The sequence below is a fragment of the Kitasatospora sp. NPDC058046 genome, assembly GCF_042885595.1.
Taxonomy (GTDB): Bacteria; Actinomycetota; Actinomycetes; order Streptomycetales; family Streptomycetaceae; genus Kitasatospora.
The window spans coordinates 63,489-84,717 of record NZ_JBHVRS010000003.1 but is presented as its reverse complement, the minus strand read 5'-3'; the positions used below and the strand labels follow the sequence as shown (position 1 = coordinate 84,717).

Here is a 21,229-nt window from a genome sequence, read left to right as displayed (position 1 = left end):
TACCGTCTACAGATCGCTTTCTACGCACGTAGACCCTGCGGTTCCCCGAGCGGACCCGCAGGCGAGACCCGCCCCGTCAACCCTCAGACCGCGGGCCCGACCGCACGGCCGGGCCGCGGAGTTGCGGAGGTAACCATGTCGCAGATCGTCCGGGCCGCGCTCGTCCAGACCCGCTGGACGGGTGACCAGGAGAGCATGATCGCGCTCCACGAGCGGTACGCCCGCGAGGCCGCCGCCCAGGGAGCGAAGATCATCGGCTTCCAGGAGGTCTTCAACTCCCCGTACTTCTGTCAGGTCCAGGAAGCCGAGCACTACCGCTGGGCCGAGGCCGTCCCCGACGGCCCGACCGTGCGCCGGATGCGGGACCTCGCCCGCGAGCTCGGGCTGGTGATGGTCGTCCCGGTCTACGAGGAGGAACAGGCCGGCGTCTACTACAACACCGCCGCCGTCATCGACGCCGACGGCAGCTACCTCGGCAAGTACCGCAAGCACCACATCCCGCAGGTCAAGGGCTTCTGGGAGAAGTACTACTTCAAGCCCGGCAACCTCGGCTGGCCCGTGTTCGACACCGCCGTCGGCAAGGTCGGCGTGTACATCTGCTACGACCGCCACTTCCCCGAGGGCTGGCGCGCCCTGGGCCTGGCCGGCGCGCAGATCGTCTACAACCCCTCCGCCACCAGCCGCGGCCTGTCCGCCTACCTCTGGCAGCTCGAACAGCCCGCCGCCGCCGTCGCCAACGAGTACTTCGTCGCCGCGATCAACCGCGTCGGCACCGAGGAGTACGGCGACAACGACTTCTACGGCACGTCCTACTTCGTGGACCCGCGCGGGCAGTTCGTCGGCGACGTCGCCTCCGACAAGGAGGAGGAACTCGTCGTCCGCGACCTCGACCTCGGCCTGATCGAACAGGTCCGCCAGCAGTGGGCGTTCTACCGGGACCGCCGGCCCGACGCCTACGGGCCGCTCGCCGAGGCCTGAGGAGCAGCGCGATGACCACCAACGACGTGAGGGCCACCCGCGACCCGCACCAGCGCACCGTCGTCCGCGGCGGCCTCGTCATCACCGCCACCGAGGAACTCCACGCCGACGTCCTGATCGAGGGCGAGCGCGTCGCCGCCCTGGCCACCACCGGCAGCTCCGCCGCCGAGGCCTGGACCGCCGACACCGTCATCGACGCCACCGGCCACTACGTCATCCCGGGCGGCGTCGACGCCCACACCCACATGGAGCTGCCGTTCGGCGGCACCGCGGCCTCCGACACCTTCGAGACCGGCACCCGCGCCGCGGCCTGGGGCGGCACCACCACCATCGTGGACTTCGCCGTCCAGTCGGTCGGCGGCTCGCTGCGCGAGGGCCTGGACACCTGGCACGCCAAGGCCGAGGGCAACTGCGCGATCGACTACGCCTTCCACACCATCGTCTCCGACGTCAACGACGCCGTGCTCAAGGAGATGGACACCCTCGTGGACTCCGGCGAGTCCACCTCCTTCAAGCTCTTCATGGCCTACCCCGGCGTCTTCTACAGCGACGACGGCCGCATCCTGCGGGCCATGCAGCGCGGCGCCGCCAACGGCGGGCTGATCATGATGCACGCGGAGAACGGCATCGCCATCGACGTCCTGGTCGAACAGGCGCTCGCCGCCGGGAGGACCGCCCCCCGCTACCACGGCGAGGTCCGGCGCGAACTGCTGGAGGCCGAGGCCACCCACCGGGCGATCAAGCTCGCCCAGGTGGCCGGCAGCCCGCTCTACGTGGTGCACGTCTCCGCAGCCGCCGCGCTCGCCGAAATCGTCGGGGCCCGGGACGCCGGCCTCAACGTCTTCGGCGAGACCTGCCCGCAGTACCTCTTCCTCTCCACCGACAACCTCGCCGAGGAGGGCGCCGACGGCTTCGAGGGCGCCAAGTACGTGTGCAGCACGCCGCTCAGACCGCGCGAGCACCAGGAGGCGCTCTGGCGCGGGCTGCGCACCAACGACCTCCAGGTGGTCTCCACCGACCACTGCCCGTTCTGCTTCGTCGGCCAGAAGGAGCTGGGCCGGGGCGACTTCTCGAAGATCCCCAACGGCCTGCCGGGCGTCGAGAACCGGATGGACCTGCTCCACCAGGCCGTGGTGGACGGGCACATCAGCCGGCGCCGCTGGGTCGAGATCGCCTGCACCACCCCGGCCCGGATGTTCGGCCTGCACCCGCGCAAGGGCACCATCGCCCCGGGGGCCGACGCCGACCTGGTGGTCTACGACCCCACCGCGGTGCAGACCGTCTCCGCCGCGACCCACCACATGAACGTGGACTACTCGGCCTACGAGGGCCGTCGACTCACCGGCCGGGTGCGGACGGTGATGTCGCGCGGCACCGTCGTGCTGGACGACGGCGACTGGCGCGGCCGGGCCGGCCACGGCACCTTCCTGCGCCGGGACACCTGCCAGTACCTGGTCTGATCCCTCTCCCGATTCCCGCCCCTCCCGTTCCTCCCGTTCCTCGACGTCCACCCGCCGCCGCCCGGTCTGCCGGCCGCCCGCCCGCCCGGCTGCCGGCCCGGCCCTTCGACTGGTGCGACCGATCCGGTCGACGGCCGGGTGGCGGCGGTCAAAACCCTTACCTGGAGCCCCTCATGGACATCGGCCTCGTCCTCCAGACCGACCCGCCCGCCCGACTGCTCATCGACCGGATGATCCGCGCCGAGCGGGCCGGGTTCAGCCACGGCTGGACCTTCGACTCCTGCGTGCTGTGGCAGGAGCCCTTCGTCATCTACAGCCGGATCCTCGCCGAGACGGAGCGGATGACCGTCGGCCCGATGGTCACCAACCCCTCCACCCGCACCTGGGAGGTGACCGCCTCCACGTTCGCCACGCTCAACGACATGTACGGCAACCGGACCGTCTGCGGCATCGGCCGCGGCGACTCCGCCATGCGGGTCGCCGGGCGGAGCCCCGCCACCCTCGCCCGGCTCTCCGAAGCCATGCACGCCATCAAGGAGTTGGCCGAGGGGCGCACCGCCGAGGTGGACGGCAGCGAGATGCACCTGCCGTGGGTCCGCGCCGGCGCCTCCCTGCCGATCTGGATGGGGGCGTACGGGCCGAAGGCGTTGAACCTGACCGGACGTCAAGCCGACGGCTTCATCCTGCAGTTGGCCGACCCCTACCTCACCGAGTTCATGGTCAAGGCGGTGCGGGCCGCCGCCGTCGAGGCCGGCCGGGATCCGGAGTCGATCACCATCTGCGTCGCCGCCCCGGCCTACGTCACCGCCGACGACTCGCCCGAGGCGCTCGCCCACGCCCGGGAGCAGTGCCGCTGGTTCGGCGGGATGGTCGGCAACCACGTCGCCGACCTGGTCAGCCACTACGGCGAGCACTCCGACCTGGTACCGGAGGCGCTCACCGACTACATCAAGGACCGGCAGGGCTACGACTACAGCCACCACGGGCGGGCCGGGAACCCGGACACGGCCTTCGTCCCGGACGGGATCATCGACCGCTTCTGCCTGATCGGCCCGGTGGAGGCGCAGCGGGCCCGACTGGCGGAGCTCCGCTCGCTCGGCGTCGACCAGTTCGCCGTCTACGCCATGCACGACGCCATCGAGACCACCATCGACGCGTACGGGACGGACGTCATCCCGCACCTGTGACCCCGCCCGGCGCCCCCACCCGAGCTCGGCCGCGGATCCGCCCGCGGCGGACGGGAGTTGCCCATGCCCGGAACCGCGACCAGTGACGGCAGACAGTGGCACCACCCCGATGGCCGGGTCGAACTCGACCCGGCCGCCGGGGACTTGCCTCCCAACGGCTTCACCAGCGACGACCTGCGGCCGGTCCCGGTGGCACGGCGTACCTGGACCACGTACAACTTCCTCGCACTCTGGGTCGGCATGGCCCACAACATCCCGTCCTGGACCCTGGCTTCGGGCCTGGTCACGCTCGGCATGGACTGGAAGCAGGCGGTGCTGACGATCGCGCTCGCCAACCTCCTCGTGCTGGTCCCGATGCTGCTCACCGGGCACGCCGGCACCAAGTACGGCATCCCGTTCCCGGTCTTCGCCCGGGCCGCCTTCGGGCTGCGCGGCGCCAACCAGCCCGCCCTGCTGCGGGCGGCGGTGGCCTGCGCCTGGTTCGGCATCCAGACCTGGATCGGCGGCGAGGGCATCTTCCTGCTGGCGGGCAAGCTGTTCGGCGAATCCTGGCGCACGGCCGGTGAGTTCGGCGGCTACCCGTGGACGCAGTGGCTCTCGTTCCTGCTGTTCTGGCTGATCGAGATGGCCATCATCGCGCGGGGGATGGAGGCGCTGCGGCGGTTCGAGAACTGGGCGGCGCCGTTCGTCATCGTCGGCGCGCTCGCGCTGCTGGTGTGGATCACCGTCAAGGCGGGCGGGCTCGGGCCGCTGCTCGACCAGCCGTCCAGGCTGGGGTGGGGCGGCGGCTTCTGGAAGGTCTTCTTCCCCGCGCTGATGGGCATGATCGGGTTCTGGTCCACCCTCTCGCTGAACATCCCCGACTTCACCCGCTTCGGCGGCAGCCAGCGGGCCCAGATACGCGGGCAGGCGCTCGGCCTGCCGACCACGATGACGCTCTTCGCGTTCCTGTCCGTGCTGGTCACCTCGGGCTCCGAGGCGGTCTACGGGGCCCCGGTGTGGGACCCGATCCAGCTGGCCGCCAAGATGGAGAACCCGGTCGGCATCCTGTTCGCGCTGCTGACCGTGCTGGTCGCGACGCTGTCGGTGAACATCGCCGCCAACGTGGTGTCGCCCGCGTACGACCTCGCCAACCTGCTGCCCCGCTTCGTCACCTTCCGGACCGGGGCGCTGATCACGGGGGTGGTCGGGATCGTGATCCTCCCGTGGCGGCTGATCTCCGACCCGCACGTGTACATCTTCACCTGGCTCGGTGTGGTCGGCGGGCTGCTCGGCACGGTCGGCGGAGTGCTGATCGCCGACTACTGGGCCCTGCGCCGCACCCGCCTCCGGCTCGCCGAGCTGTACCGTCCGGGCGGGGCGTACTGGTACGCGGCCGGTTGGAACTGGCGGGCCGTGACGGCGCTGCTGGTGGGCGGCGTGCTGGCCGTCGGCGGCTCGTACTCCACCGTCGACGCCGACGGTGCGAAGCAGGGCCCCTTCCCGGCGGACGGCCTGATCCCCGTCCTCAAGCCGCTCGCCGACTACGGCTGGGCCGTCGGGCTGACGGCGGCGGCCGTGGTGTACCTGGGGCTGAGCGGGGTGTTCAGGAGGGGGAGCGGGGAGGCCGGGGAGGGCTGACGGGGGAGGACGAACGACTGACGGGTGACAGCGAACAGCTGACAGATTTCGAAAGTTGTCGGTTGTCAGTTGTCAGCTGTTCGCTGAAACCCGTTCGACGGCGGCGAGGACCTTGGCCGCGCCGTCCTCGGCGGCCAGGGCGGTGGCGACGGCTCGGGCGCGGGTGCGGTAGCGGGGGTCGTCGAGCGTCAGGCGGAGGGAGGTGGCGAGGCGGGCGGGGGTGAGGCCGCGCAGGAGGACGGGGCCGGGGGAGACGCCGAGCCGGGCCAGTCGGGCGGACCAGAACGGTGCGTCGAGCTGGGCGGGCACGGGGACGGCGGGGGTCCCGGAGCGGAGGGCGGCGGCCGTGGTGCCGGCACCCGCGTGGTGGACCACGGCGGCGGTGCGGGGGAAGAGCCAGTCGTGCGGGGTGTCGCCGACGGTCAGGACGGAGTCCGAGTCCTCGGCGGCCAGTCCGCTCCACCCCGACTGGAGCAGGAGGCGCACCCGGGCGGCGCGGGCGGCGGCGAGGACGGTCGCGGTCAGCCGCTCGGCGTCGGGGACGACCAGGCTGCCGAAGCCGACGAAGACCGGCGGCGGCCCGGCGGCCAGGAAGTCGAGCAGCCGGGCCGGGGGCTGCCAGTCCGGCCGGTCGGCCGGCCACCAGTAGCCCGCCACCTCCAGTCGGGGGCGCCAGTCGGCGGGTCGGGGCACCACCAGTGGCGAGAAGCCGTGCAGGACGGGGTGGTTGCGGCGGGCCCGGGCGATGCCGAGCGGCGGCAGGCCGAGCCGACGGCGCAGCCCGCGGACGGCCGGGACGAACAGCTGGTCGGTCGCGGCCTGGACGGCGTGTCCCGCCAGCAGGTTGCCGGACCGGCCGAGCGATCGGGTGCCGGTGACGGCGGGCGCGAACTCCCGGGTGGGGGCGAGGGGTTGGAGGTACAGCCCGATGCTGGGGATGCCGGCCGCCTCGGCGGCTACCTGGCCGAGTGCGCTGGTGGTGCTGGTGGTCAGCAGCAGGTCGGTCCCGAGCGCCGTGGCGTCGGCGATGCCGTCGCCGAGTGCGGGCATGAACCTCCGGCCGAGCCGCAGGAGTTGCAGGACGGCGCCCGGTCCGCTGCCGGCCCGCAGCAGGCGCCGGCCCTCGGCGGAGGCGAGTTCGGTGCGCGAGTCGACCGGCAGTGGGCGGAACTCCAGCCCGGCGGCCCGTACCGACTCGGCGAAGGTGTCGTGGGTGGCGACGGCCACCTGATGCCCGGCCGCCCGCAGCCGGACGCCGAGCCCGGTGAAGGGGGCCACGTCGCCCCGGGAGCCGGCGGTGGCGATCAGGATGCGCATGGCCGCAGTATTTCGGCGCGGGCGGCGCGCGGGAAGGGCGCCACGCGCGGGCGGTCCGGCCTGGGCGGCCGGTGTCGTCGGCCGGTCCCGTCCGCTGGGTTCGTCCGCCGGGTTCGGACGGTGCTGCGCGGGTGGCCGACCGGGGCGGCCGACGCGGGTGGCGGAACCGGGCGGCGGGCGGTGGCGTCCTTGCGGGCAGAGCGGACGGGACGGGGCCGTCGCGCCTTGGACGGGAAGGGATGCCGGATGAGCATCGTCGCGTGGATCGTGCTGGGCCTGCTGGCCGGTGCGCTGGCCAAGCTGCTGCTGCCGGGGAAGGACCCGGGCGGCCTGATCGTGACCACCCTGATCGGCATCGCCGGCTCCTTCGTCGGCGGCTGGATCGCATCGCACTTCATGCACCGCTCGATCTCCGCGCACTTCTTCGACGCGGCGACCTGGGTGTCGGCGATCGGCGGCGCCCTGGTGCTGCTGATCGCCTACCGGCTGCTGTTCGGCAACTCGCGCCGCTGACGGAATGGTTCGGTGCGGCCCCGGCGTCCGGGAGACGGCGGGGCGTGCCGGGGGAGGGGAGTTCCGCCGACCGGTACGACGGCGCCCGGATGGCCGGTTCGAACCGGTCCTTGCCGGTGCTGGAACGGTGCGAGGCCCTCGTACGTCCTTCCGAACGGGACCCGGGGGCTCGACGGGGTCGCCACACCGATGACGCAAGGGGCGGCGGATGAGCTGGATGGCGTGGATCGTGCTGGGCCTGGTGTCGGGGACACTGGCCAGGATGGCGATGTCGAGGGGGGAGCGCGGCCTGATCGGCAGCACCCTGATCGGCATCACCGGCTCCTACATCGGCACCTGGATCGTCTCGCACTGGATGCACGGGACGGTGAAGGTGAGCTTCCTCGACGTCACGACCTGGGTGTCGGCGATCGGCGGCGCCATGGTCCTGCTCTTCGGCTACAAGGTGCTCCGCTTCCTCGCCCGGCGCTGACCATCTGGTGCTGACGGCTCGATGCTGATGGCTCGGCGCTGATGGTTCGGTGCTGACCGCCGGGCTTTGAAGCCGGGCGGTCAGCACCCGGCACCGCCCGGTTACCGGTCGGCGGTCCGGGACGCCTCGGCGACCCAGCCCGGGAGCGGCTCGCGCGCGGCGAGCCACCCGGGCGGCACGTCCGCGAGCCCGGTCCGGGCGGCGGCCACACCGGCGGCGATGGCGCAGGTGGTGTCCTTGTCGCCCCAGCCCTCCAGGGTGTTCCAGACGGTCTCCGGCAGCGAGTCCAGGTGCCCGGCCGCGGACCAGAGGGCGAACGGCACGGTGTCCGCGGCGGAGATCAGCGCTCCCGAGCCGAGCACGGTGGCGGCGTGCCGGACGCTGGTGTGCTCGGGCATCCGGGCGGCGATCCGGAGCCCGGAGCGGACCTCGCTGTCCGGCAGCCGTCCGGCGATCTCGGTCAGCAACTCGGCCCGGCTGGGCGGGTTTCCGCCCCGGCTGCGGACCGCCAGCGCCGCCGCGAGCGCGACCGCCACCGCACCGGCGACGGCCTCCGGGTGGAAGTGGGTGGTGAGCGCCTGCAGTTCGGCCTGCCGGACCACCGTGTCGAGGTCCTCGGCGAACCAGGCGCCCAGCGGCGCGACCCGCATCGCGGCGCCGTTCCCGTGCGAGCCCTGGCCCTCGAACTGGGCCGCGGTGATGGCGCGCCAGTCCCCGCCGGCGCCGATCCCGCGCAGGACCCGGTGCATCGACGGGCCGTACTTGCGCCCGTACTCGCGGGCGTACTCGGCGGCGAACTCCCGGGCGAGCGCGTCCGGTCGGACCTCGCCCGCGTCGAGCAGGTGGCGGACCAGCACGAGTGCCATGGCGGTGTCGTCGGTCCAGTGCCAGGGTGCGGGCCGGACCAGCCTGGCGGCGAGCGCGGCGGGCGCCTCGTCCAGCGGGACCGAGAACCACCGGTCGCCGAAGGCGTCGCCGAGGGCGAGTCCTTCCAGGCTGTCCAGGACCGGGCGGGCCGCACGCATGTCATCCTCCGTGTGAGATCAACTGTGTGCGGCAGTCTGCCGGACGGGCGGGGCGCCGGCGAGCGGTTATTCCTCCGCTCGCCGGCGCCACATCTGCTGACGGTTCGTCACTTCGCCTTCAGGCCACCGAGGACGAGCTTCCAGACGGCGTCGAACCGGTCGTCGACGTCGGGGGTGGACCAGGTGGAGGCGTAGGCCGGGTCGTGGAAGGGGCCGGTCGCGTCGAAGACGGCGCGGGCGGTGTTGCGGATGTGGGCGAGCTTGAACTCCTTGGTCTCGATGCCCTCCGCCACCATCCGCGCGATCTGGTCGACCAGGGTGTCGACGTGGGTGTCCACCAGGCCGCTGTTCTCCTCGACCAGCACCATGTAGGTGGCGAACAGCTCCGGGTCGTCCAGCGCCTTCTTCCGCTTGGCCGTGAACAGCGCCGTCAGCCACCGCTGCAGCCGCTCGGAGGCGGGGCCGCCCTCGTTGGAGACGGTCGACAGCTCGTGGTGCGCCTGGTCGAGCCAGCGCTGGGTGACCGCCTCGCGCAGCGCGGCCTTGCTGGGGAAGTGGCGGTAGACGCTGCTGTGGCTGACGCCGAGGATGCGGGCGACGTCCACGACGGTGGCCTTGGCCGGGCCGAACCGCCGGAGGACGTCCTCCGCCGCGCTCAGGATCTGCTCGGCGGTGAGTGTGGTGTCCGTGGTCACGGGGAGGTCCGTCCTTAGGTCGTGCGGTCGGGTCGTGCGGCGATGGCGCCGGTGGTGCGGCGACGGCGCTGGTGGTGCGGTCAGCGCTCGCTGTCCAGGTGGGCCATCTGTGCGGCAGCGTACCGGTCACCGGCGGCGGAGCCGGCGGGTACGGCGGCCTCGACGGCGGCGAGGTCGGCCTCGGTCAGCGCGACGTCGAGGGCGCCGAGGGCCTCGGTCAGGCGGTCCCGGCGGCGGGCCCCGACCAGCGGGACGACGTCCTGACCGCGGGAGGCCACCCAGGCGATGGCGACCTGGGCGACGGTGGCGCCCTGTGCGACGGCGATCTCGCGCAGGGCCTCGACCAGCGCCAGGTTGTGGGCCAGGTTCTCGCCCTGGAAGCGAGGGCTGTGGCTGCGGAAGTCGGTCCCGGCGAGGGCGCGTTCCCGGTCCCAGTGGCCGCCGAGCAGGCCGCGGGAGAGCACGCCGTACGCGGTGATGCCGATGCCGAGCTCGCGGGCGGCGGGCAGGACGGCGGCCTCGATCGAGCGGGAGAGCAGCGAGTACTCGATCTGGAGGTCGCTGATCGGGTGGACGGCGGCGGCCCGGCGCAGGGTGTCGGCGCCGACCTCGGAGAGCCCGATGTGGCGGACGTAGCCGGCCTTCACCAGGTCGGCGATGGCGCCGACGGTCTCCTCGACCGGGACGCCAGGGTCCAGACGGGCCGGGCGGTAGACGTCGACGTGGTCGGTGTGCAGGCGGCGCAGGGTGTAGGCGAGCGCCGTCTTGGTGGCGGCGGGGCTCGCGTCGTAGCCGAGCCACTGGCCGTCGGGGCCGCGCTGGGCGCCGAACTTCACGCTGATCTGCACGCTCTCGCGGTCGCGGCCGCGCAGCGCCTCGTGGATCAGCAGCTCGTTGTGGCCCATGCCGTAGAAGTCGCCGGTGTCGAGGAGGGTGACCCCGGCGTCGAGGGCGGCGTGGATGGTGGTGATGCTCTCGGCCTCGTCGGCCGGGCCGTACAGGTCGGACATGCCCATGCAGCCGAGGCCGAGGGCCGAGGTGACCGGTCCGGTGGTGCCGAGGGTGCGCCGGGCGGGGCGGGTGTGGGAGGACACGGGTGACTCCAAGGGGGCGGGTGCGGTGCCGGAAGGGGCAGGAGCAGGGTGACCCGGGTCTCACTGTGACACGACAGCGAACAGATTTCAAAATCTGTTCGCTGTCGTCTGTTATCTGAAAGTTGAAATCTGTCGACTGTCATTTGTTCGGCGGACGGGCGGGCGGGCGGACATGCGGTCGGTCGGGCGGACGTGCGGACGTGCGGACGTGCGGGCGGGCGGACGTGCGGGCGGGCGGGCGACTGCGGCATGGCGGCAGACGCCCGCGCCGAAGCCGACATCAGTCGGCGACCCGGCTCCGGTTCTCGTACGCGAGGTCGGTGTACTCGGGGTGGCGGAGCATCCAGCCCTTGATGAAGGGGCAGGTGGCCAGCACGGACAGGCCGCGGGCGCGGGCGTCGTCCAGGGCGGCGCGGGCCAGCGCGCTGCCGATGCCCCGGCCCTCGAAGGCGGGCTCGACCACGGTGTGCGGATAGACCACCAGCTGGTCGCTGCGCAGGTACTCGGCGAAGCCCGCCGGCTTGCCGTCCTCCCAGGCCTCGAAGCGGTTCCGGGCTTCCACGTCACGTACCGAGATGGTCATCGCGGCTCCTCACTGCGGGAGAGTCGGAGCCGGGCCCGGCCCCGGTCCATCATCGGGGGAGCGGGGCCGCCCCGCCCGCCGATCCGGACGTTGTGTCCGTGGCGGTCGTCGTGCTCGGTGCCTTGTCCGGGGGTGCTGGTTCGACCGCCGGCCCGACAGCGGGCTCGACGGCGGGGCTCCCGGCCGGTGCCCAGGTCTCGCGGCCGCCCGGCGACCGCAGCAGGCAGGCGCGGGCGGGCGGCACATTGCGCCACACCGTGCGCTCGCCCAGCCCGTACGCCTGCTCGAACCGCCGCAGCAGCCGGACCACCGCCCGGTGGCGGGCGCCCCGGCGGGGGCCGGAGGTGAGGCTGCGCGCCGTCGTCGTGCCGAGGTACCCGAAGTACGTCAGCTCGCCGCCGGGCGCCAGCAGCCGCAGGTAGAGGTCGAGGATGTCGCGCACCTGTGCGGGCTCGAAGTTGGTGAACGGCAGCCCGGACACGATCACGTCGTACCGCTGCCCGCGGTCCTCCGCCCGGGCCCCTTCCGGCGCCGGTCGACGGCACTCCGGCAGCTCCTCGACCCGGCAGGCCGACAGTCGCAGGCCGACCCCGGGGTGGCGTGCGGCGAGGACCGGGTCCTCCCGCAGCCGTTCGGCGAACCGCGGGTTGGCCTCGACGACGTGCAACCGGTCGCCCGGGCGCAGTACTTGGGCCAGTCGGCGGGTGACCACGCCGGTGCCGGCGCCGACCTCCAGCACCGAGATCGGACGGTTCGGGCGGCTGGTGACCGGTACCACCAGGGCGTTCACCAGCTCCGGGCCGCTCGGGGCCAGCGCGCCGGTGTCGTGGAAGGTGCGCAGGGCCTCGGCGAGGAACAGCAGGTGGTCGCCGCCGACGGGCGAACTGTACAGGGGGGAAGGGGAGTCCGGACGGTGGTGGAGCCGTTCGTTGGTCATGCCGTCGACGCTAGGCAGGGCGGAGCCGCCGTGAATCGGCCGGTCAGCGGCGCCGACCCCCGACGAAAGTCGAGGGTGCGGTTACCCGGAAGACAGAGGCGCTCCGCGGCCGAGCGCCCCTAGCATCGAGCCCGAGGTGCCCAAGGGTGGACGTACGGAAGGCTTTCGGGCCGAGGAGAGCGGAAAGGAGGAGCACCATGCGCCGGAGTGTGCTCGGCTGGTACGGGCCGGACCACCGGGCCGGGACGGACACGTTGCTGCTGCTCGGCCTGCTCGGCCTGACCATCGAGGAGGCCCTCGCCCAGTGGACGCAGACCGACGGTCCGCTGCGCCTGCCGCGCACGGTCGTCGCCGCGCTCGCCGCGGTCTCGCTCTTCTTCGCCCGCCGCCACCCCGTGGCCTCGGCCGTGCTGCCGGTGCTCACGGGCGGGCTGTTCAACCGGGCCGTCCCCGGCCTGTTCAGCGTCTTCCACCTCGCCTACCTCGGCCGGCCGGGCCTGGCGATGGCGGGCGGCTCGGTCATCGCGGTGGCCAGTGCGGTGGGTGTGGACTCACTGGTCGGCCGGGCGGGTACCGCCGGGTCCCAACTCCTGCTCCAGGCCGCCACCATGGCGGTCGGCCTGTGGCTGCGGGGCAGACGGGTGCTGATCCGCACCCTGCACGAGCAGGTCGACGCGCTGCGCCGCGAGCGCGAGCTGCGCGCCGAGCAGGCCCGGTCCGCCGAACGGGCCCGGATCGCCCGGGAGATGCACGACGTGCTGGCCCACCGGCTCAGCCTCCTGGTCCTGCACGCCGGGGTGCTGCGCGACCAGGCCAGGGCCGGCACCGTCGCCGACGACCCCGACCGGCTCACCCACCGCCTCGAACTGCTGCGCACCACCGCCGCCCGGTCGCTCGACGACCTGCGCGACGTCCTGGGCGCGCTGCGGGCCGACCCGTCGGCCCCGCCCGCCACGGGAGGCGAGCCGTCCGTGCCCGTCGAGGCCGGGCGCGTCCCGGCGCCCGCACTGCGCGACCTCACCGAGCTCGTCGGCGAGGCGACCCAGGCCGGCCAACGGGTCGAACTCACCCTCTCCGGGGAGCCGGAGAGCATCCCGACCACCCACCGGCTGGCCGTGCACCGGCTGGTGCAGGAGGCGCTGACCAACGCCCGCAAGCACGCGCACGCCGCGCCCGTCACCGTCCGGGTCGGCTACGGGGCGCCGGCGACGACGGTCGAGGTCCGCAACGGCCCGGGCGAGGCGCCGTTGGGCGGGCCGGGCACCAGCGGCGGGTACGGGCTGGTGGGGCTGGCCGAACGGGTCGGCGCCCTCGGCGGCCACTTCGACGCCGGTCCGGACGGTGGCGGCGGCTTCCGGCTCTCCGCCCGGTTGCCCGCGCCGGACCGCCCGCCGCAGGCGGTGCCGGACGAGGCTTCCGCCCGGCTCCGTGGCGACGGTCCGGATCCACAGTCGGCGCGCGCGGTGGCGCACCCCGGGCGGGCGTCGCCGCGGCCGGAGCGGGGGAAGGGGACGCCAGGGGCGCGGCAATCGCAGGAAGGGGCGCAGGGGGCGCGAGGAGTGAAGCAGTCGGAGCCACCGAAGCAACCGAAGCGACCGGAGGAACCGACGCAGCCGAACCAATCGACGCAAGCGACGCAACCGACGCGGGCGAAGCACGTTGAGCAGGAACCGAAGCCGCAGCCGAAGGACGCCGCATGATCCGAACAATGGTGGTCGACGACGACGCGCTGGTCCGTCTCGGCCTGGTCGACCTCCTGGCCCAGGACCCGGAGCTCACCGTGGTCGCCGAGGCCGCCGATGGGCTGCAGGCCGTCGAGCTCGCCGCCGGTCGGCGGATCGACGTTGCGCTGATGGACATCCGGATGCCCCGGCTCGACGGGATCGCCGCCACCCGGCGGCTGCGCGAACTCCCCGACGGTCCGCGGGTCATCGCCCTCACCACCTTCGACCTGGACGAGTACGTGTACCAGGCGCTCGCGGCCGGGGCGGACGGCTTCCTGCTGAAGGACACCCCGCCCGCGGAGATCGCCCGGGCCGTCCATGTCGTCGCCGGCGGCCAGGGGATGCTGCACCCGGCGGCCGCTCGGCGGCTGATCGACCGCTACCACCGGGTCGGGGCGCCCCGGTCGGTGGCCGCCCGCAGCCGGGCCGCCGGACTCACCCCGCGGGAGACGGACGTACTGCGCGAACTCGCCGACGGGCTCTCCAATGCCGAGATCGCCGGTGTGCTCGGGATGCGGGAGAGCACGGTCAAGGCGCACGTCAGTCGGATCCTGACCGGGCTCGGAGTCGCCAACCGGGTCCAGGCGGCGCTGCTCGCACGCGACGCCGGGCTGATGGGCGACGGCGGCTGAGGACGGACGGCTGGGATCGGCCGGGCCCGGGTTCGGGTGCCCAGGTGCCGGGGTGCCGATCGGTCGTGCACTCGCGGGTACGTTCGCGAACGTTCGCGCACGCGCATATCCGGGCGCTGTCCCGCTGTTCCGGGGTGCCGCCCTGTCGTGCCAGGGGTTGCAGCCGAAGCACGTCGGGGCTCGGTGGGGCTCGGTGGGGCTCGGTGGGGCACATCGGGGCACGGCATCGGCCGGTGTTCACCTTGGCGTTCCCCGGACGTTCCTCCGGAGTCGGGGCGGACGTCGAAGCGGGCTTCCATGAGCCGCCGCGTGCTCCCGGTTCGTATCGCGTGCTGAGCCGCTGTCACCCATCCGGCGTGGAAATGCCGTGCCTTGGCCGTTTGCGCTGCCGAACTCGGGCGGCGGGTCCATGGTGGAGATGGGCGCGATCCGGCGACCGCGTCCGCGCGCCGATCCAGGCCCGCGCGCCGAGCGCCCGCGCCGAAAGCGGACGGGTGTTGTCCTAAGCGGGGCCCGGTACCGGCACGCTGGGAACAGGGCCACCTCGCAGGAAACCGAACGGTTCTTCTAGGCTCACATCTCGGCTTCCCTGCGGCGGTCCGGCCACTGCGCCCACCGCCACGAAGCCGCCGTCCACGGGGCTCCGGGCGGACCGGGGCCACCGGATCGAGCGAGGAGGACGCACATGCCAAGCACGCCGCCCAACCGTTCCACCGTACTTGGGCCAGACAGGCCGATTCGGTGGGCCGCTCATCATCCCGGTCGGCCGGTGCGGTCCGGCCGGGCCTGGTACCCGGGCGGGAGCGGTCGGCCGGCACGGCCGCTGTATACCGGCGGCGGCCGCGGAGGCGAGCGTTGAGTCCCCAGATCGTCGGGTCGCCCGCCGCACCGGGCGCCGCCGCGGAACCCGCCCCGACGTCGGTCGCCGTCCCGGCCGCCACCGACGGTGAGGCCCTTGCCGCCGCCACGGCCACTGCGACCGCCGCCGCCGCTACCGCCGCAGCCACCGCTACCACCACCAACGGCACCGCCGCCGGCACCGCAACTGCCGCTGCGGACCCGGGCACTACGGTCTCGGCCCCTGCGCTTCCCGCCGCTTCGGTCCAGGCCACCGCGGCCGCTTCCGGTGCCGCGAAGACCGTCGCGGCCAAGGTGGCCGTCACCACGACCGCAGCCGCCAAGTCCGCCCTCACGAAATCCGCCCTCACCAAACCCGTCGTCGCGAAGGCCGCGGCGGCGAAGAGCCCCGTGACGAAGAGCCCTGTGACGAAGAACGTCGTGGCGAAGAACGTCGTCGCGAAGCCCGCGACGGGCCCGGCCGCCGCCGTCACCACGGCGCTGCCCGGTGTGCCGCAGGCGCTCAGCACCCGGGCCCGCACCCTCGCCGGGGCCGTCCGGCGTCGCTGCGTCGACCTGGCGCGGATCGAGTCGCCCAGTGGGGACGCCCCCAGACTCGACGCGCTCGCCGAGGAGTTGGCGGCCGGCTTCTGTGCCACCGGTGCCACCGCCCGGCGTGAACCCGGACCGGCCGGCGACCACCTCGTACTGGAGTGGGAGGGTCGGGACGAGTCCCTGCCGCACCTGCTGATCGTCGGGCACCACGACACCGTGTGGCCGGTCGGCACCCTCGCGGACTGGCCGGTGACGGAGGAGGACGGCCGGCTCACCGGGCCCGGCGTGGTCGACATGAAGGGCGGACTCGCCATCCTGGAGGGGGCGTTGTCGGTGCTCGCGGACCTGGGTGAGCGCCCGCACCGGACCGTCCGCCTGGTCGTGGTCTCCGACGAGGAGGTGGGCAGCCCCGACGGACGCCGCCTGGTCGAGCGCCAGCTGCGCGGAGCCGCCGCGGTCCTGGGCCTCGAACCGCCGCACCCCGACGGTCGGTTGAAGACCGCGCGGCGCGGCAGCACCCGGGTGCGGCTCACCGTGACCGGCCGCGAGGCGCACGCGGGCAACGACGCCCACGACGGGGTGTCCGCGGTCGACGAGCTGGTGGACCAGCTCGTGCTGGTGCGCGACCTCGCCGGTCAGCCCGGCACCGAGCTCAACGCCGGTCGGATCAGCGGTGGTTCGCGCGCCAACGTGGTCGCCGGCCGGGCCGAGGCCGAGCTGGGGCTGCGCTTCGCCACGGTCGAGGCGCAGCGCCGTACGCTGGACAACCTCGCCCGGCTCACCGCGCTGCGTCCGGGCGCCCGGGTCCGTACGGAGGTGCTGTCCAGCCGTCCGGCCTGGCCGGAGCGGACCGGCAACCCGCTGTTGCGGCACGTGCGTTCGCTCGCCGCGGTGCTCGGGCAGCAGTTGGACGGAGCTCCGGCGGGCGGGGCGGGGGACACCAACCTGCCGGGCTCGCGCGGGCTTCCGACCCTGGACGGCTTCGGCGCGGTGGGCGCCGGGGCCCACGCCCGGCACGAGCACATCCGGGTCGACCAGATCGCTCCCCGGATCGCCCTGCTGGCGGCGCTGCTCGCGGTGCCGCTGCCGCGACTGCGCGACCGCGCGGAGGGCTGAGCCGGCGGTGAGCTGCTGACGGCCGGGAGCCGGTCGCCGGTCGCCGGCCCCCGGCAGTCGGCGGCGGCGAACGTAGAACGGCGGACAGCGGACGGCGGACGGCGGACGGCGGACGTAGAGCAGCGGACGTAGAGCAGCGAACGGAGAACAGAAGACAGCCGACAGATAACAGCTGACAGATTTCAGAATCTGTCAGCTGTTATCTGTTGCGCGCCTTGCCATCCCTCCGCCCCTCCGCGCAGAATGGTACCGACCGAACGGTCAGTCGGTTGGTCGGTGCTCCAGGCGACCGACCGGGCAGGACACGAGAGGGGACTGTGGTGACAGCAGAGGTGGCCGAGACGGTCCCCGCGCAGACGCTGGAGGATCGGTTCGAGGCGGTCGTCGCCGCCGAGCAGCGGATCGAGCCCAGGGACTGGATGCCCGACGCCTACCGGGCCACCCTGATCCGCCAGATCGCCCAGCACGCCCACTCCGAGATCATCGGCATGCAGCCCGAGGGCAACTGGCTGACCCGGGCCCCGTCCCTGCGCCGCAAGGCCATCCTGCTCGCCAAGGCCCAGGACGAGGCCGGCCACGGCCTCTACCTCTACGCCGCCGCCGAGACCCTGGGCGTCGACCGCGCCGAGCTCACCGAGAAGCTGATCTCCGGCCGCCAGAAGTACTCCTCGATCTTCAACTACCCGACTCTCACCTTCGCCGACGTCGGCGTGATCGGCTGGCTGGTGGACGGCGCCGCGATCTGCAACCAGGTCCCGCTCTGCCGCTGCAGCTACGGTCCGTACGCCCGCGCGATGGTGCGGATCTGCAAGGAGGAGTCCTTCCACCAGCGCCAGGGCTACGAGCTCCTGATGACGCTGATGCGCGGCACCGAGGCCCAGCGCCGGATGGTCCAGGACGCGGTGGACCGCTGGTGGTGGCCGTCGCTGATGATGTTCGGCCCCTCGGACGCCGACTCGCCGAACACCGCCCGCTCGATGGCCTGGCGGATCAAGCGGCACAGCAACGACGAGCTGCGCAGGCGCTTCGTCGACATGACCGTCCCGCAGGCCGAGCACCTGGGCGTCACCCTCCCGGACCCCGAGCTGCGCTGGAACGAGGAGCGCGGCGGCTGGGACTTCGGCGAGCCGGACTGGTCCGAGCTGACCAGGGTCATCCACGGCCAGGGCCCCTGCAACGCCCAGCGGGTCGAACGCCGCCGCACCGCCTACGAGGACGGCGCCTGGGTGCGCGAGGCGGCCGTCGCCTACGCGGCCAAGCGCGCGGCCGAGGCCGCCGGGCCCACGGAAGCCTCCGAAGCCACCAATGTGACCGAACAGGAGAACGGAAAGTGACCGACCCCCAGGTTGGCTCCCCGTCCGGGCCCAAGGCCGGGCCCGAGGCCGGTTCCAAAGCCGGTCCCAAGGCCGGCTGGCCGCTGTACGAGGTGTTCGTGCGTCCCCGGCGCGGGCTGAACCACGTCCACGTCGGCTCGCTGCACGCCGCCGACGACCGGATGGCCCTGCTCGCCGCCCGCGACCTGTACACCCGCCGCAACGAGGGCGTGAGCCTCTGGGTGGTCCGCTCGGACGCGATCACCGCCTCCACCCCGGACGAGCGCGACCCGTTCTTCGAGCCCAGCGGCGACAAGGTCTACCGCCACCCGACCTTCTACGACATCCCCGAGGATGTCCCGCACATCTGACGGGGGAGCCACCGTGCACGACCACACCACCTCCACCACCTCCACCGCCGGCACCGGCCAGGACGACCACGTCTACCTCAGCCTCGCCGACGCCGCCCCCGGCCCCGAGGGCGAGGGCCGCTGGGCGTACGGGACGGGCTTCGCCGATCCCCTGCTCGGCGTGGACACCGCGCTGCCCCCCGGTCTGGACGGCGCCGACCTCTCCGCCTACTGCCAGATGCTGGGCGACGACGCCCTGGTCCTCGCGCAGCGGCTGATCGAGTGGTGCACCCGGGCGCCCGAGCTGGAGGAGGAGGTCGCGCTCGCCAACCTGGGCCTCGACCTGCTCGGCCAGGCCCGCCTGCTGCTCACCCGGGCCGGCCAGGCGGACGGCACCGGCCGCACCGAGGACGACCTGGCGTACTGGCGGGAGGAGCACGAGTTCCGCAACGTCCGCCTGGTGGAGGCCCCGAACGGTGACTTCGCGTACTCGATCGCCCGGCTGCTGCTGTTCGCCACCGCGCGCGGCGCCCTCTACGAGGCGCTGAGCGCGCACCCCGACCCGGTGCTGGCCGCGGTCGCCGCCCGGGGCGTCAAGGAGCTGGCCTACCACCGGGAGTACGCCACCGCCTGGACCCTGCGCCTGGGCGACGGCACGCCGTACTCCTCCGGGCGGATGCAGGCCGGGCTGGACGCGGTCTGGCCGCTGCTGGAGGAGCTGTTCACGGCGCACCCGGTGGAGCGGCGGGTGGGCGTCGACCCGGCGGCCCTGCGCGAACCGGTGCTGCGCTCGCTCGGCGCCGTCCTCGCCGAGGCCGGGCTGACCGTGCCGGACGTACCGCCGCTGGCCACCGTCCTCGGCCTGGCCGGCCGGGACGGTGTGCACACCGAGGCGCTCGGCCTGCTGCTCGCCGAGTTCCAGGTGCTGGCCCGCGCCCACCCGGGGGCGACATGGTGACCGGCGACGTCGTGACGGGCCCGGGGCCGACGGGCACCGCGGAGCCGACGGGCGGGACGGTCGCGACGGGCACTGCGGACCCGACGGCCCGCGAGCTGGCCTGGGCGGTCGCCGCGGCCGTGCCGGACCCGGAGCTGCCCATGCTCACCCTGGCCGACCTGGGAGTCCTCGCCGAGGTCGGGGTGGACGGCGGCAGCGGCACGGTGACCGCCTGGCTGACCCCGACCTACTCGGGCTGCCCCGCCGTTGCCGAGATGGCCGCCGACGTGGACCGCCGGCTGCGCGCGGCCGGGTACCCGGACGTCCGGGTGCGGCTGCGGTTGGACCCGCCGTGGTCCACCGACCTGATCACCGCCGAGGGCCGTCGCAAGCTCGCCGAGGCGGGCATCGCCCCGCCGCGCCCCACCGCCGCCGTCGCCGCGGCCGGACCGGTGGCGCTCACCCTCGGTCCCACCCGCACCGGAACCGCGACCGCGCCCACCACCCTGGCCGCGCCCACCACCGCCGCCGCGCCGAGGACCGCCGCCGCACCCCCCGTGCCGTGCCCGCGCTGCGGCGACGCCGACACGGAGGAGCTGTCCCGCTTCGGTTCCACCGCCTGCAAGGCGCTCTGGCGCTGCCGGGCCTGCCGCGAGCCGTTCGAACGCGTCAAGGAGATCTGAATGCCCGCCGCTTCCTCCGCCGCTCCCGCCTCCTTCGCCGCCGGGTCCGCCCCCGACGCCGAGGGGACCGGCATCCGCCCCGCCCGCCGCCCGACCTTCCATCGGCTGCGGATCGACCGGGTCGAGCGGCTCTGCGAGGACGCCGTCGCGGTGACCTTCGCGGTGCCGGTCGGGCTGGCGGAGGAGTACGCCTTCCGCCCCGGGCAGACCCTGACCTTGCGCAAGCTGGTGGACGGCACCGACGAGCGCCGCTCGTACTCGATCTGCGCCCCGGTCGGCGGGCCGCTGCGGATCGCCGTCCGGGAGGTGCCCGGCGGGCTGTTCTCACGCTGGCTGGTGCGCGAGGCGAAGCCGGGCGAGGAGGTGGAGGTGCTGACGCCGTCCGGCCTGTTCACCCCCGAGCTCGGCGTCCCGGCCGACCACGTGCTGCTCGCGGCCGGCTCCGGGATCACCCCGATGCTGTCGATCGCTGGCTCCGTGCTCGCGGCCGACCGCAGCTCCACCGTCACCCTGCTCTACGGCAACCGGCGCAGTGACAGCGTGATGTTCGCGGACGAGCTGGCCGACCTGAAGGACCGCTACCTCGACCGCTTCCAGCTGGTCCACGTGCTCTCCCGGGAGACCAGGGACGCCGAACTGCTCAGCGGCCGGCTGGACCCGGAGCGGGTACGCGCGCTGCTGGCGGCGCTGGTGGACGTCGGGAGCGTCGGGCACTGGTGGCTGTGCGGCCCGTTCGGCATGGTCGTGGGCGCGAAGGACCTGCTCGCCGAGCTGGAGGTGCCGGGCGAGCGGGTGCACCAGGAGCTGTTCCACGCCGAGGACGAGCCGCTCCCGGAGCGCGACGAGGACTGGGACCGGACGGACGCCTCGTCCGGCGGCTTCGCCGACGGCGTGTCGGGCCCGCGGAGCGAGGTCACCGTCGTCCTCGACGGCCGCGGCAGCACGCTCTGCCTCCCGCGCGACCGCTCGATCCTGGACGGCGCCCAGCGCTCCCGCCCCGACCTGCCGTTCGCCTGCAAGGGCGGAGTGTGCGGCACCTGCCGCGCCCTGGTCACCGAGGGCGAGGTGGAGATGCGCCGCAACTTCGCGCTGGAGGAGAAGGAGCTGGCCGCCGGCTACGTCCTCACCTGCCAGGCCCGGCCGCTCACCGACCGGGTGACCGTGGACTACGACCGCTGAGCGGGCCACCACCGCCCGCCGA

The 21,229-nt window shown here is 73.7% G+C and carries 20 protein-coding genes; 14 read left to right on the top strand and 6 right to left on the bottom strand.

Annotated features, from left to right (window positions below; translation table 11 throughout):
- Positions 1 to 135: 135 nt before the first annotated feature.
- From ACFVU7_RS08195 to ACFVU7_RS08180, 4 genes are all read left to right on the top strand, one after another.
- Positions 136 to 978 carry a nitrilase-related carbon-nitrogen hydrolase gene (locus ACFVU7_RS08195; RefSeq protein WP_049649708.1) on the top strand — a complete coding sequence of 281 codons (843 nt, stop codon included), beginning with the start codon at positions 136 to 138 and terminating at the stop codon, positions 976 to 978.
- 11 nt (positions 979 to 989) lie between these two features.
- Positions 990 to 2,438: a dihydropyrimidinase gene (gene hydA, locus ACFVU7_RS08190; RefSeq protein WP_117490870.1), complete on the top strand. Its 1,449-nt coding sequence runs from the start codon at positions 990 to 992 to the stop codon at positions 2,436 to 2,438.
- 173 nt (positions 2,439 to 2,611) lie between these two features.
- Entirely contained in the window at positions 2,612 to 3,625 is a 1,014-nt protein-coding gene (locus ACFVU7_RS08185; RefSeq protein ID WP_049649710.1) for a TIGR03842 family LLM class F420-dependent oxidoreductase, read from the top strand.
- A gap of 63 nt (positions 3,626 to 3,688) precedes the next feature.
- Entirely contained in the window at positions 3,689 to 5,245 is a 1,557-nt protein-coding gene (locus tag ACFVU7_RS08180) for an NCS1 family nucleobase:cation symporter-1 (RefSeq protein ID WP_388044675.1), read from the top strand.
- A 72-nt stretch (positions 5,246 to 5,317) separates the two neighbouring features.
- On the opposite strand, the gene ACFVU7_RS08175 is transcribed toward ACFVU7_RS08180, so the two are convergent.
- Complete coding sequence (locus ACFVU7_RS08175) at positions 5,318 to 6,562, bottom strand: glycosyltransferase (RefSeq protein WP_388044674.1); 1,245 nt, start codon at positions 6,560 to 6,562, stop codon at positions 5,318 to 5,320.
- 246 nt (positions 6,563 to 6,808) lie between these two features.
- Here ACFVU7_RS08175 and ACFVU7_RS08170 point away from each other — a divergent pair, with 246 nt between their 5' ends.
- A complete protein-coding gene (locus ACFVU7_RS08170) occupies positions 6,809 to 7,075 on the top strand; it encodes a GlsB/YeaQ/YmgE family stress response membrane protein (protein WP_117491020.1) in 267 nt (88 codons plus the stop codon).
- A gap of 208 nt (positions 7,076 to 7,283) precedes the next feature.
- The gene (locus ACFVU7_RS08165) at positions 7,284 to 7,547 is read left to right on the top strand and encodes a GlsB/YeaQ/YmgE family stress response membrane protein (protein ID WP_063780048.1); all 264 of its coding nucleotides are present in this window, start codon (positions 7,284 to 7,286) and stop codon (positions 7,545 to 7,547) included.
- 101 nt (positions 7,548 to 7,648) lie between these two features.
- Here the strand turns inward: ACFVU7_RS08165 and ACFVU7_RS08160 are convergent, their stop codons facing one another.
- From ACFVU7_RS08160 to ACFVU7_RS08140, 5 genes are all read right to left on the bottom strand, one after another.
- Complete coding sequence (locus ACFVU7_RS08160) at positions 7,649 to 8,572, bottom strand: ADP-ribosylglycohydrolase family protein (protein WP_380783010.1); 924 nt, start codon at positions 8,570 to 8,572, stop codon at positions 7,649 to 7,651.
- A 107-nt stretch (positions 8,573 to 8,679) separates the two neighbouring features.
- Positions 8,680 to 9,267: a TetR family transcriptional regulator gene (locus tag ACFVU7_RS08155; RefSeq protein ID WP_074004228.1), complete on the bottom strand. Its 588-nt coding sequence runs from the start codon at positions 9,265 to 9,267 to the stop codon at positions 8,680 to 8,682.
- An 80-nt stretch (positions 9,268 to 9,347) separates the two neighbouring features.
- A complete protein-coding gene (locus tag ACFVU7_RS08150) occupies positions 9,348 to 10,361 on the bottom strand; it encodes an aldo/keto reductase (protein WP_388044673.1) in 1,014 nt (337 codons plus the stop codon).
- 280 nt (positions 10,362 to 10,641) lie between these two features.
- A complete protein-coding gene (locus ACFVU7_RS08145; RefSeq protein WP_049649718.1) occupies positions 10,642 to 10,944 on the bottom strand; it encodes a GNAT family N-acetyltransferase in 303 nt (100 codons plus the stop codon).
- 49 nt (positions 10,945 to 10,993) lie between these two features.
- Positions 10,994 to 11,881, bottom strand: coding sequence for a class I SAM-dependent methyltransferase (locus ACFVU7_RS08140; RefSeq protein WP_388044672.1), 888 nt, complete (start codon positions 11,879 to 11,881; stop codon positions 10,994 to 10,996).
- A 197-nt stretch (positions 11,882 to 12,078) separates the two neighbouring features.
- Here ACFVU7_RS08140 and ACFVU7_RS08135 point away from each other — a divergent pair, with 197 nt between their 5' ends.
- The 8 genes from ACFVU7_RS08135 (at position 12,079) to paaE (ending at position 21,207) form a co-directional block, all read left to right on the top strand.
- A complete protein-coding gene (locus tag ACFVU7_RS08135) occupies positions 12,079 to 13,581 on the top strand; it encodes a histidine kinase (protein ID WP_388044671.1) in 1,503 nt (500 codons plus the stop codon).
- Positions 13,578 to 14,237 (top strand): response regulator transcription factor, encoded by a 660-nt coding sequence (locus ACFVU7_RS08130; RefSeq protein WP_049649719.1) that lies wholly within the window; start codon positions 13,578 to 13,580, stop codon positions 14,235 to 14,237. Before ACFVU7_RS08135 ends, ACFVU7_RS08130 begins: the two co-directional genes overlap by 4 nt.
- An 855-nt stretch (positions 14,238 to 15,092) precedes the next feature.
- Positions 15,093 to 16,745, top strand: coding sequence for a M20 family metallopeptidase (locus ACFVU7_RS08125; protein ID WP_388044670.1), 1,653 nt, complete (start codon positions 15,093 to 15,095; stop codon positions 16,743 to 16,745).
- 332 nt (positions 16,746 to 17,077) lie between these two features.
- On the top strand, positions 17,078 to 18,079 hold the full coding sequence (gene paaA / locus ACFVU7_RS08120) for a 1,2-phenylacetyl-CoA epoxidase subunit PaaA (protein ID WP_388044836.1): 1,002 nt from the start codon (positions 17,078 to 17,080) through the stop codon (positions 18,077 to 18,079).
- A gap of 83 nt (positions 18,080 to 18,162) precedes the next feature.
- A complete protein-coding gene (paaB, locus tag ACFVU7_RS08115) occupies positions 18,163 to 18,429 on the top strand; it encodes a 1,2-phenylacetyl-CoA epoxidase subunit PaaB (protein ID WP_220450137.1) in 267 nt (88 codons plus the stop codon).
- A gap of 13 nt (positions 18,430 to 18,442) precedes the next feature.
- The gene (paaC, locus tag ACFVU7_RS08110; protein ID WP_388044669.1) at positions 18,443 to 19,366 is read left to right on the top strand and encodes a 1,2-phenylacetyl-CoA epoxidase subunit PaaC; all 924 of its coding nucleotides are present in this window, start codon (positions 18,443 to 18,445) and stop codon (positions 19,364 to 19,366) included.
- Positions 19,360 to 20,028: a 1,2-phenylacetyl-CoA epoxidase subunit PaaD gene (gene paaD, locus ACFVU7_RS08105; RefSeq protein WP_388044668.1), complete on the top strand. Its 669-nt coding sequence runs from the start codon at positions 19,360 to 19,362 to the stop codon at positions 20,026 to 20,028. Before paaC ends, paaD begins: the two co-directional genes overlap by 7 nt.
- The gene (gene paaE / locus ACFVU7_RS08100; RefSeq protein WP_388044667.1) at positions 20,029 to 21,207 is read left to right on the top strand and encodes a 1,2-phenylacetyl-CoA epoxidase subunit PaaE; all 1,179 of its coding nucleotides are present in this window, start codon (positions 20,029 to 20,031) and stop codon (positions 21,205 to 21,207) included.
- Positions 21,208 to 21,229 lie beyond the last annotated feature (22 nt).